This window comes from Desulfovibrio sp., from assembly GCA_016208105.1.
Classification (GTDB): Bacteria; Desulfobacterota; Desulfovibrionia; order Desulfovibrionales; family Desulfovibrionaceae; genus Fundidesulfovibrio.
Genome location: JACQYS010000019.1, coordinates 229,922 through 241,972 on the forward strand (window position 1 = coordinate 229,922; position 12,051 = coordinate 241,972).

Annotated in this window: 10 protein-coding genes; 7 read left to right on the forward strand and 3 right to left on the reverse strand. The window is 58.8% G+C overall.

All coding sequences use genetic code 11. From position 1 onward, the window contains the following. The first annotated feature begins 37 nt into the window (after positions 1–37). Entirely contained in the window at positions 38–1,354 is a 1,317-nt protein-coding gene (locus tag HY795_10945; protein ID MBI4805738.1) for a GGDEF domain-containing response regulator, read from the forward strand. Between the two features lie 40 nt (positions 1,355–1,394). Here the strand turns inward: HY795_10945 and HY795_10950 are convergent, their stop codons facing one another. Both HY795_10950 and HY795_10955 read right to left on the reverse strand, forming a co-directional pair. Beyond that, complete coding sequence (locus HY795_10950) at positions 1,395–2,213, reverse strand: nitroreductase family protein (GenBank protein ID MBI4805739.1); 819 nt, start codon at positions 2,211–2,213, stop codon at positions 1,395–1,397. Positions 2,214–2,392: 179 nt separating this feature from the next. Then, positions 2,393–5,302, reverse strand: coding sequence for an insulinase family protein (locus HY795_10955; GenBank protein ID MBI4805740.1), 2,910 nt, complete (start codon positions 5,300–5,302; stop codon positions 2,393–2,395). Positions 5,303–5,773: 471 nt separating this feature from the next. Between HY795_10955 and HY795_10960 the strand changes: the two genes are divergently transcribed. The 5 genes from HY795_10960 to HY795_10980 all read left to right on the forward strand — a co-directional run bounded on the left by HY795_10960 (position 5,774) and on the right by HY795_10980 (position 9,970). Next, positions 5,774–6,778, forward strand: coding sequence for an OmpA family protein (locus tag HY795_10960; protein ID MBI4805741.1), 1,005 nt, complete (start codon positions 5,774–5,776; stop codon positions 6,776–6,778). A gap of 169 nt (positions 6,779–6,947) precedes the next feature. After that, positions 6,948–7,748, forward strand: a complete 801-nt coding sequence (locus HY795_10965) for a LysM peptidoglycan-binding domain-containing protein (GenBank protein ID MBI4805742.1) — start codon at positions 6,948–6,950, stop codon at positions 7,746–7,748. A gap of 235 nt (positions 7,749–7,983) precedes the next feature. Then, a complete protein-coding gene (locus tag HY795_10970; protein MBI4805743.1) occupies positions 7,984–8,640 on the forward strand; it encodes a redoxin domain-containing protein in 657 nt (218 codons plus the stop codon). 177 nt (positions 8,641–8,817) lie between these two features. Beyond that, complete coding sequence (locus HY795_10975; GenBank protein ID MBI4805744.1) at positions 8,818–9,396, forward strand: TetR family transcriptional regulator C-terminal domain-containing protein; 579 nt, start codon at positions 8,818–8,820, stop codon at positions 9,394–9,396. A 55-nt stretch (positions 9,397–9,451) separates the two neighbouring features. After that, positions 9,452–9,970, forward strand: coding sequence for a hypothetical protein (locus tag HY795_10980; protein ID MBI4805745.1), 519 nt, complete (start codon positions 9,452–9,454; stop codon positions 9,968–9,970). Between the two features lie 122 nt (positions 9,971–10,092). Here HY795_10980 and HY795_10985 read toward each other — a convergent pair whose 3' ends face one another. After that, positions 10,093–11,256 (reverse strand): geranylgeranyl reductase family protein, encoded by a 1,164-nt coding sequence (locus HY795_10985; GenBank protein MBI4805746.1) that lies wholly within the window; start codon positions 11,254–11,256, stop codon positions 10,093–10,095. Between the two features lie 51 nt (positions 11,257–11,307). On the opposite strand from HY795_10985, the gene HY795_10990 reads away from it, so the two are divergent. Further along, positions 11,308–11,973 (forward strand): HAD family hydrolase, encoded by a 666-nt coding sequence (locus HY795_10990; GenBank protein ID MBI4805747.1) that lies wholly within the window; start codon positions 11,308–11,310, stop codon positions 11,971–11,973. Positions 11,974–12,051: the final 78 nt, after the last annotated feature.

Below are 12,051 nucleotides of genomic sequence, written 5' to 3' on the forward strand. Positions count from 1 at the left end.
TTGTCAGGCACGGTATTATCAGATGACGCAACACTGCTTGCGAAGCTTAACTGTCCTGCTCGTTGAGGACGACAACACCGCCCGGCAGGGCTTGGCCCTTGCCCTCGAAGCGAAGGTCTCCCGTGTATTCCAGGCGGATAACGGAGACTCGGGCTTTTCGCAGTACGCAAGCATTCGCCCCGATATCATCATCACCGACATCCGCATGCCCCGCATGGACGGATTGGCCATGGTCAGGGCCATCCGCGACAGCGGCGGCGACCCGTTCATCATCATCGCTTCCGGAGCGGGCGAGGAGCAGGCGTTTCTTGAAGCCATCGAACTCGGGGTGAACCTGTTCATAAAAAAGCCCTACAACGCAGAGGACATTTTCACAGGACTCGAACGCGCGGCCGCAGAAATCGCCAGGCGCCGCCACGACACCTACCGCCGGGCCCTATCCGACGGTTTGCTGGCCCATGTGCCGAACTGCCACCTTCTCTCAGACGGCGCAGCCGTCCTGTACTTCAACGATCCCCAAGCCATACTTCAATACCCGGCGCATGAGGGCCAGGAACTCGGGCCCTACCTTCGCGAAAATTTCACGGTTTCCATGCGCCAGGGAGTCGAGCAGTCGTCCCTTCCTTTGAACATGGATGCCTGGCTCACCAAGCACTCCGGGAGCGAATTCGTCCTGGCGGGCAACGGACAGAGCCGGAACGGCCATCCCGTCAGGTATCTGCTGAGGCTTGACCGGGTCCGCATCCACAGCCAGGAACGCCACCTCCTCACCTTCACGGACATCTCCCTTATCGAATCCGAACGTGAGCGCTTCTACCAGTTGGCGGGCCGGGATTACCTGACAGGAGTCGGCAACCGGCAGGCCTTTGAAACCGAACTCGCCAGGGAGATCGAACGGTCCAAGCGCTACGGTTCAGACTTAAGCCTTGTGATGTTGGACATCGACGATTTCAAATCCGTGAACGACACCTTGGGGCATCAGACCGGAGACGCCGTGCTGGTCGCCCTGGCCCGGTGCATGGCCGCCGAGGTGCGCGTCACGGACATCATCTGCCGTTTCGGGGGGGAAGAATTCATGGTGATCATGCCCCAGAGCGAGCTGGAAGGGGCTCTCAGCTGCGCGGGCAAGCTCGGACATTCCATCGCCGAGTACGATTTCGGCATCGGCAGGCGGATCACGGTCAGTTTGGGCGTGGCCCAATACCAACCGGGCGAATCGTCCCACACCCTGGTCCGCCGCGTGGACACGGCGCTCTACGAGGCCAAGGGGACAGGAAAAAACCGGGTGGTCACCGCCCTGGACGCACCCTTTTCTTGCAGCGACAATGAAGAGGCAGGCCCATCCTCAAGGTAGAAAGAGCCGGCATTACCTTATATTCCTCTGCTAGCAGCACCTATCCCAAGGCATTCACATTGGCCGGCCCCCGTCTGACGGGACGGTGGTATTCGACGTCCGGTCTTCCAAACAGCATGGCGTACCCAAGGACATGATCGTTGGGGATGCCGAGCTTGGCCACCAGGTCGGGGCACACGGCAAGGGCCATCATGAACAAGCCGTCCCACAGGGTTCCAAGCCCGTTCGCGCTCGCCAGAAGCTCAAAGGTGGCCAGGGCAATATGAGTGTCCTGGACAGGACACGGGGCGTCCTTGGGGGCGCTGGTCACGAGCATATGAGGAGCGCCCCGAAAGATGACGTCCTTGCCTTCGCTCCTCCAGGCGTTGACCACCCAACCGAGGTACTGGCCGACCAGACCATCCGGGAATCCACCGGCTTCATCCAGCGTCATGAGCCTGGTCAGGGTTTCCTGACGAAGGGTGGCCATGAACTCGCGGCTCTTGACCACCGTGAACAAAACGTCACGCGCATTCACCCCTGTAGGGGCGTGGCATGAAGCCTCCAGGAGTTCGTCAATAACGGCTGGGGGCAAGTTCTCATCCTTGTAGCGGCGTACCGAACGTCGCCATTTCACCAGATTTTCCATCTGCCCTGGACCAGGCAGGCTCTTGGCCAGTGAAGAGCTTGCATCAGGTTTCAGTCCCAGAATGGACAGGGCTCCCTCGGGGCAGACAGCGTAACAATGCTGACAGCGAAAGCACCGGGCTTCATCCGTCAGATCCGGAAGGTCGTTCATTACGATGATTCCGGCCGGACAGTCTGCCGCGCATTCACCGCAACGCACGCACCGGGTTTCATCAATACTGAACTGGAGCATCGCTTCTTTCTCCCTCAGTAACCTGCCCAACAGGGCGGGGATTGAAATCACTCACTGCAACAACGCGTTCTTCCAACGGACACGCTTGCCAGGCCCGCAAAAGCTCCTCCGCTTGGTCCGGGCTGCCCTGCTTCAAAACGGCAAGAGGTGCCCATTTATCAAACCGTTGCCCAGCGGATCTACATGGCCCTGGTGATCGCGAGCCCTCCTATTTCCTTGGCCGCCCCTTCCAGTTGCTCCTGCGAACCGAGCACCACCACCGGCGCGTCCTGCATGGCCCTGCGCATCACTTCTCCCGCGCCACGCAGATCATCCAGGGTGGTGTTCATCACTTGGCGGCGTACTTCCTGGCGTGCCTGGTCCGAATCGCCCGCCCAGTGTCTGGCGATGGCGGCATGGCCCTTGGCGTCGGGGAGCATGTAGGAATCGATGTCTCCCACTGTGCCGATAATGGCCCGCTCAAGCTCTTCAGCGCCAATATCAAGCCCTGCCAGGAAATCCCCGGCCTGCGCAAAGGCGTCCAGGGTTTTGGTGATGTTGGGGTCGCGGTAGGAGAGCATGGTCAGCACGCCGGACCAGCGGTCATACGAGCAGAAGGACCCGTAGGCGCCACCGCGCACGCGGACCCGCTCCCACAAATAGGCGTTGCGAAGATAACGGCAGGCCACCAGCATGGAACCGTGAGGCTCGTACCCGAGCTGGCTCAAATCGCGACCCTGAGCCACGAAGTTCACCTGCACCGGGGCCGAGAGTCCCTCTCGCCCGGCAAGCTCAAGTTCCGGCCAGTCAACGGGATCATACCCCCCATCCGGCAGCTTGGAGAGCATGTCGATCAGCCTTGGCTCGAATGCCTCGAAGTTTTTGGCGTCCAGGGTGACGTTCACGTGCAGGTTGCCCCTTCTTAGAATCTGTCTGCGAAGCTCGAACAGGCCGTCGCGAAGCCACGGCCAAGATTGGTCGAACCCGTTGGCCCAAGACCGCAGGGACTCGATGCCCGTAAGTCCGGACAGACGTTCCTCCGCCAGGGCGGCCCTGTGGAATCTGGCCTTGAGCCTGCGCGCCGCGTAAGCATGCCCGGAGGGCGCTATGCGGCGCTCAGCCCTGGCCTTGGCCTCGAAAAGCATCTCCCGGAAACGGGTTTCGTCTGCGAGATTGGAATTGGTCAGGGCGTCGGAGAGGATACCCAAGAAGTCAGCCGCCCTGTCAGGAGTGGCCTTGCCGGCAACAATAAGCCGCGAGGAAGCCGCTTGCGGCCCAGCTCCCCGCACCGCTGAAAGCGACACCTCCCGCCCGATCCCGCCTGTCTTTCGGGCCATGCGGTTGAGGAAAGCCGCGAAGTCCTCCCGGTCTGTTCCCATTTCGATAAGGCCCCTGCCGAACAGGGGAACCAAGGGCAAGAGCTCTGGGCTCACCCCGGACAGATCGAAACCCAACTCCAGGTAGATGACCCCGTTTGTGGGAAGGTCGTGGAAAAAGACGTTGCCGTCGCGCCAGACACCGGGAATCGCCTTGTTCTGTGTGGGCAGATCCTTCAAATGCAGCTTCGGGATGGCCGCCAAGGCTTCCGGGGAGTCCGGAGTATCCTGGAAAGCCTGAATTCGCGTAGCCAAATCCAGGGCCCGCTCTCGCTCCCTGGGCGTAAGCGCGGACTGGGCCGCCTCCAGGCGCTCGTTCTCTTTGGCCACCAGGCGTTCCCCCATCTCGGGATCAGGCAAGAGTTCCACCAGGACGCGGTGGGGGTTTTCCAAGAAATGTTCGCGCAGGAGCTCTTCCAGCACGTTCTTTTGTGATGCGAGCCTGGCTTTGAGCGCATCGAGCGGGGCCTGGAAACGGATTGGAGCCAGAGGGTCACCGCCGTGCAGCCAGGTGGTGAGCGCCCGGAGCATGAGCGAGAGTCCCCTGGGATAGGCCCCGGTGTTGTTCTCGCGCAGCCTGAATTCGATGGTGTTGATGGCCGCTTCGGCAGCATCCGGGTCCAGACCGTTTTTGTGAATTTCCTCCAAAGCGTTCAGCAAAAACGCTTCCGCTTCCGGCAGCCGGGCGGGTTCCACCCCTTTGAGCCCCAGGGAGAAATACATCTGGCGGAGTTCGGTTTCCAGGCCGCCACCGGACAGATCCTCGCCGAGCCCGGAACCGATGAGCGCCCTGCGTAGCGGCGAGCCCGGAAGGCCGATCAGGGCATGTTCGAGCACGGACAGGGCCAGCACCTGTTCCATGTCGCGTACCTCGGGCAGAAGCCAGTTCATTGTGAAGTACGCCTTGGGAGCGCTCCCTTCTTGCAGCTTGCCGCAATCGTAGAACGCCTCCACCTTCCTGGGCTCGCTGGCCCGTGCCTGGAGTCCTACCGCGGAATCGACCTGAATCGATTCGAAGTCCTTGAGGTACTCCTCCAGTATTTCCAGGCGGCGTTCTGGAGCATCGTCGCCGTAGAAGAAAAACTTGGCATTGGAAGGATGGTAGTAGCGGCGATGGAAGTCCTTGAACTGGGCGTAGGTGAGGCTTGGGATCACGGCCGGGTCTCCGCCGGAATCCACGCCGTAGGTCACGTCGGGAAACGTCTGTCTCTGGGACTGCTCGGACAGCAGGCTTTCCGGAGAGGAGTACGCTCCCTTCATTTCGTTGTAGACCACGCCCTTGAAGACGAGTCCGCCGTTTTGAGGATGAAAATGCCAGCCTTCCTGGCCAAAAATTTCTTCCGGGATGCGCGGGTAAAATACGGCGTCAAGATAGACGTCCACCAGGTTATAGAAGTCCGAGAGGTTGGCGCTGGCCACCGGGTAGCAGGTCTTGTCCGGGTAGGTGAAGGCGTTCAGAAAAGTCTGCAAGGAGCTTTTCAAAAGCTCCACGAACGGTTCCTTTACCGGGTACTTGCGTGACCCGCACAGCACCGAATGTTCCAGGATGTGTGGCAGGCCCGTGGAATCACTGGGGGGGGTGCGGAAACTCACCCCAAAGACCTTGTTGTCGTCAGGGCACGACAAGGAAAGCACTTCGGCTCCGGTGCGAGTATGGCGATAGAGCCTGGCATGAATGGCGTACTCCTCGATGGAGCCTTCGTGGACGAGTTCAAAAGCATGTGTGGCGGACATTGTCTCTCCAGTGAATGACGATGTCTGTTTGTAGCCCAGGGGGGGGCTTTCGCCAATACCAGCCGGTCCACCCTCGCCCAGAGTTGGCGAAAAGCGGGGCGAGCACAGCAACAAAACATTAAACTTTGTTCACATTTCACACAGGATTGTTCTTGCCTAACAGTCTGGGAACCTGCGCTATTGCTCGAAAAGCAGCGTTCTCGCAAAAATTTTGCCCGGCAATGTGACCAATTACTTGCTTAAACTTTTGAAATGAACTAGAGACAAAACTGTCTTCGGGAAAATCGCTTGCCCAGCAGGTGTTTTTTCAGGTAGTATTTTTGGGAGGAAACGTGCGATCCAGTGGGAAGTGTTCCCATGCGATCCGCGTCTTACTGGTTTTCTAGGGTGGCTCATTTTTTACGCGACAATCACATTGATTCGGAAGGAGGACTTATGTCGGGCATGAAAAAAATGCGTATTATCGTGGCCATGCTGATCATGGCCCTGGTCGGCACGGCTCTTCCGGCCGCTGCCAAGAAGATGGTCCCGAAGGTGGACAACTTCATCCTGTTCGTCGACCACTCCAGCTCCATGGCGTTTTCCTACAAGGGTCAGCGCTATGTGCAGTTTGGCGGCGTGTCCAAGATCATGATGGCCAAGTCCACCTTGGTCGAACTCAACAAGCTGATCCCCGCCCTGCCCTACAAGGCCGGCCTGGCCACCTTCGCTCCTTACAAGGAATACGCGAAGGTTGCTCCTTACGACAAGGCCGCCATGGATAAGGCCATCGCCCCCATCAAGACCGACTACGAGCCCTATGGCCGCATGACCCCCATGGGTGTTGGCCTGCAGGACCTCGACAAGGTTGTGGGCGGCCTGTCCGGCAAGACCGCTGTCATCATCCTCTCTGACGGCGACTCCAACCGTGGCGTCGACCCCGTTGCCGTTGCCAAGCAGATGCAGGCCAAATACGGCGACAAGATCTGCTTCAGCGTGATCAGCTACGCTGACAACAAGAACGGCGAGCGCATCAACAAGGAAATCGCCGCTCTGTCCAAGTGCGGCTGCTTCGCCCTGGGCGAAGAGATCCTTCGCAACCAGGCCGCTCGCGAAGACTTCCTGAAGTGCGCCCTGTACGACTTCATCGACGACGAAGTGGTGATCTTCCGCTCCATCTACTTCGACTTCGACAAGTACAACATCAAGAAGGAATTCATCCCGGTTCTTGACGAAGGCGTCGCCATCATCAAGTCCAAGCCCAACCTGGCCGTGATCCTCGAGGGCCACACCGACTCCATCGGCTCCGAGAAGTACAACATGGCTCTGTCCATCCGCCGCGCCAACAGCGTGAAGGCCTACTTCGTGAAGAAGGGCATTGACGCCGGCCGCATCACCGCAGTGGGCTTTGGCAAGATGAACCCCCGCTACGACAACAAGACCGCCGAAGGCCGCAAGATGAACCGCCGCGTGGAGATCAAGTTCAAGTCGAACTAGTCTCCCCTGGTTGATCAGCGAAACATGCAGGCGGGGCCGAAAGGCCCCGCCTGTTTTTTTGGGGCCCGGTTGCGGTTGCCCTGAAGGCCTTCATGGCTTATTTGTCTCAGCACTGCCAAGCTTGTGTTTGAAGGCGGAAAATCCGTCTGGACCTTATGGAGGTGCGTTCATGGTCAAACCCATTATCACTGTTCTAAGCTTAAGCCTTATACTTTCCGGCTGCGGCCTGCTCGGAGAGAAGCCTGCCCCGGCGCCTGTTGCACAGGTTCAACCCGAACCGACTCCGCCGCCGCCACCTCCGCCGCCGCCACCGCTTACTCATACTGTCAAGAAAGGCGACACCATCGCCGCTCTGGCCAAGAAATACGCAGTTCCTGCCAACCAGATCCTCGCAGCCAACAACCTGGCCAATGCCAAGGCAGTTAAGGCCGGAATGGTGCTGACAATACCCGGCAAGACAGCCCCCACTCCCAAACCGGTTGAAGACAAATCCGCACCCGTAGCGGCAAAAGAGAAAGAGCCCAAAGCCGGAAAGGGTTCCAAGAATGATCCGTACGGGGTCGAAGCTGCCACTGCGCCGACCAAAGGCAAGAAGTCGAGTTCGAAATTCGTCGACGACGACGCCACCTATGAGAGAACCAAGAGCGAGTTCCATGAATACGCCAAGAAGTGGCTGCAAAAATCAGCGGCTCTTGCTCAGAACACCAAAGATCGCAAGGAAGTAAAACAAGAAGACGGCCGCTATGTGGCCAGCTATTCCGTGATCATACTCGATACCATGCAGACCGAGGTCAAGCGGGTGCAGTATGACGATACTCCGTATGTCGGGCACATCACCTATCAGATCGAGGTCCATCGCACCTACGGTCCATCCGCGCAGGCCGCCGCCGCGTCCAAGGATGAAGAAGTCAAACAGGAATCCATGCGCGAGATATTCAGTTTTTCAAGGCAAAAACACGCCTGGCGCTAGTCCGCCCTTTTCAAGGCCCGTCCGCATACCAACGCGGACGGGCCTTTTGTTTTCCGCATTATTCATTCCCTTGCTACGGCCAGAAAGCGGACGCGAAGAACTGCTTCCCCAAAAGCTGTTCTTTAGACTATTTTCCATGTAGCCATTTTTCTGGATGATTTTTTTATCAAAATGTGTAGGATCGATCCCGCTAGGAATAATTCCTATTAAGAACGCGCCATCTCTGGAGGTTTGTATGTCCTGCGATAATAATGAGCATCATCACCACAAGCATCATGGGCATTGCTGCTGCGAGAAGCAGGCCCGGGTTGGTAAAGCCGTGGAAGACTTCACTATGGAGGTCTTCGATCCTGAGGAAGGCTTCTTTGGAGAAGTAAGCCTGGAAAAACTTAAGGCTGATAAGAAATGGACCGTACTGGTCTTCTACCCAGCTGATTTTACATTCGTATGCCCCACGGAATTGGCCGATCTGGCTGAAAAGCATGAGGCCTTGAAAAAGTTTGGATGCGAGGTGCTGGCGGTATCCACTGACACCAAGTTCAGCCATATGGCCTGGAAGACCAGCGAAAAGCTCTTGGAGAAGGTCCGTTACAAAATGGCGGCCGATCCCACTGGCAAGGTCTCCCGCTATTTTGGAGTCTATGACGACGAGTCCGGCCTGGCCCTGCGTGGCACGTTCGTCATCAATCCGGAGGGAGTCCTCGTCTGCTCTGAGGTCAACTTCTACAATGTCGGCCGCAATGCCGACGAACTGGTCCGCAAAATGGAAGCCAACCATTACCTGAAAGACCATCCGGCAGAGGCCTGCCCTGCCAAGTGGACCCCGGGCCAAAAGACCCTTACCCCTTCTGAGAAGTTGGTGGGCAAGGTTTACGAGGCTTTGAACAGCTGACGGTATATTCCTGGATGACACCGGCGTGTGCTTTACAGCGCCGGTGTCACTCTCCTTCTTTCCCGCTGCAAAGCGCCCCATCTCCCTTCAGTCTATCAGCCACAACCGGCTCCCTCTAGTTCAGCATCCGAGCTTTTCATCTTGACGCAACTAGACGACCGGTCTACTAAAGGCCCCGTGAGGAAAGACTCGCGAAACACCATACTCGAGGCGGCTGCGCCCCTCATCCACAGCCAAGGCTTCCACAAGACCGGGCTCAAGGAAATTCTGGACGCGGCCGGAGTACCTAAAGGCTCGTTCTACTTCTACTTCAAGTCAAAGGAGGAGTTCGGGCTGGCTCTTGTGGACTATCTGGCCCAGTCCATGCGCCAACTTTCCGCGCCGATTTTGCAAGACAAAACAGTGCCTCCGCTCGAAAGGCTCTCACGCTTTTTTACCATGCTCTCCCAGAGCCTTAAAGCCGCAGGCTTCGAACGTGGTTGCCCCATCGGTAACTTGGCCCAGGAGATGAGCGATCTCTCGCCTGGGATGCGCGAACACTTGAAAAACGCAATGGCGGCTTTCTGCAAAGGGACAACGGCTGTACTCCAGGAGGCGATGGAGAGCGGCGAATTGAGCGGAAACCTCGATCCGGCTGAGGCCGCTTCATTCATATTCGACGCATGGGAAGGAGCGCTATTGCGCATGAAGGCCGAAAAGAGCTCCGCGCCTTTGGAGCGGTTCCATTCTTTTATTTTCAATCGGTTGTTACGGTAGTTTTTTCTTTGCCGGCACAATAGACGACCGGTCAACTATAAACCAGGAGACACCTATGTTCTTACTGAAGACGCAAAGCCCAGAGAAGGCCACAGGCAAAACCGCCGAGGTTTACTCCGTGTTCCCCAAGCAGATCGGCGTGCCCATCCCCCTGCAGCTTCTTTCGGCAAGTCCTGGCATCCTTGAGCGCCAGGCAGATATGATCCGCTACTTCATGGGGCACCCTCGCCTGACGCCCGGCCTCCTGGCCTCCATCCGGTATGCAGTGGCTGCCAAGACCGGGCATAGCGCATGCGAAGCCCTCAACCAGGGATTGCTCAAGCAGATGGGGATGACCGAGGATGAGATAAAGGCGCTTCACATGTCACCTTCCACCGCTCCATTGGAAGAAAGTGAAGAAAAGATGTTCGCCTTCGTGATGCGGGCCTTTAACGACCCGGCTTCGGTAACACAGGCCGATATCGAATCCCTGCGTCATGCGGGATATACTGACGGGGACATCCTGGACGCCATGTACCACGCTTCGGGAATGTTGGCGGGATCGGTGCTGTTCAAGGCTTTCGTCAGGATGTAACAATAATAAGAGCCGGGGTCCCGGTAAAGCGGCCCCGGCTCAATCCGAAATAAAGAGCGTTTCTTTGCGTTCCGCGGGGTAATCGCACCGGACACCCAAGGTACGCTGCCGCGCGCTCGCAATCAGTTGAGCTTGCGCAGCAGCCTGAAAGAGCGCATGCCGTGCACCATCTCCTGCAGCCTGGTCCCGCCGCCACCGAGAAAGGCTTTCACCGGCAAGACCATTCCGGTGCGCACAAAACAGTAGAGCACGTTACGCAAGCGCTTTGCCCATGTGAGCTCCGGAAAAATCTCCTGTTTTAGCACCAACTCATAGGCCAGGGTCGGGTCGCCCCCTTGCTTGAGGGTTCCCAGGCAGGCATCGGCCGCCATCTCCCCCGTGCGCAGAGCGTAGTGGATACCTTCCCCGAAAAACGGTTCCACCAATCCTCCGGCATCCCCAACCAGCAGGGTTCGGCCTGAAAATGGGCGCTCAAGCCAGTTGCCGTAGGGAAGGGGGTGGCCTTTCACAGCCAGGCCGTGGTCTTCAGGCAAGCCGAGAAACCTCAAAAAATCCGACAGACAGTTGCGGATCATGCCGCTTGGTTTGTTTCTGTAGAGCCCGCAGATGCCCACGATGACCCGGTCCCGGTGGGGGAACGTCCAGCAGTAGCCCGCGTCGATGAAACCCGAATAGATGGTGGGGAAGTCGGCCAGCACGTCTTCGTGCAATCCCAACCGTGCAGCCAGCCAGTCTCGGGGAAGATAGATCTCCAAACCCATGCCCTGTTCCTGCCGCCATTTGTCCTGGTCGACTCGGCAGTGGGCTCGCACAACGCTCAACGCTCCGTCCGCTCCGATCAGAAATTGCCCGCGATATTCTCTTCCTAGCGAGGAGCGTACCACCGCGTTCACCGGATCGGCCCAGACCACGGCCTCGCCCTGGTGGACCCGCGCCCCGGCCTTCTCAGCGCGGTCCAGGCACCAGGCATCGAAAACCCTGCGCTCCACGAAATGAAAAGGATACACCAGCTCGCCCTCGGAAAGCGACGTCTGGCGATGGCGGATACGGTAATAAGAGCTCTTGTGGTTGATGATACCCAAAGACAGCAGATTCTCGGCGGACTCCCCGAACACCCGCCCGAGGGTGCGCACCGTCTTCCAGGTGAGAAGACCCGCGCAGAGTTTGTCCCGAGGAAATGTGGCCTTGTCCAGCACCAGCACCTTGGCCCCGGCCCCGGCCAGAACTGTGGCCGCTGCGGCCCCGGCAGGGCCTGCGCCCGCAATGAGTACGTCGTAGCCTGTCATCTTGCCCCCAGAGGGTCCACCTGATACCCGGTTGAGGGCTTGGAGGCAACGATGCACAATGGCAAGCGCCTGCGCGCGGTCGTGTTCGACTTCGACGGCACCCTGGCCCGCCCGGCCCTGGATTTCCCCCTGATGAAGCGCCGAATCGCCGCGCTGGCCCAGGAATACCTGAACACACCCGAGCCTGGCCAGACTCCCGCCCTGGAGTGGATAGAGGCACTGGCAAAGAACTTGGACGCAGACCAAGCTCGATCCTTCCGGGACCGGTCCCACGCCTTGATACAGGACATGGAGGAGGAAGCCGCCTCGCGCACAAGCCTTTTCGAGTTCGTCCGTCCGGCGCTCAGGCGCCTGAGCAGCCGGGGCATCGCCCCGGCGGTGATCACCCGGAACAACCGTCAGGCCGTGGCCACCGTTTTCCCGGACGCAAAAGACTACCTGTCAGCGCTTCTTACCCGCGAGGATGTCGGCGCCGTGAAACCAGACCCGACCCACCTGCTGGCCGCGCTGCAGGCTGTGGGAGTTGGTCCGTCCGAGGCACTCATGGTGGGCGACCACCCCTCGGATGTGCTCACGGCCAGACGGGCCGGAACGTTCGCCGGAGCCGTGGCCAGCGGAGGAACCCCGATGGAGGAGCTCCTGCGTGACGGGCCGGATTTCTTCGCGCCAGACGTGGGCGAGTTGCTGCGTAGCCTGGAAAAAGCAGGATGGGTCTAAGATAATAAGACGCCTCCGGCGGCCAAAGGGACCAGTCCCTTTGGAATCCCATATGGCTTCGCGGTGATCAATGCGGAC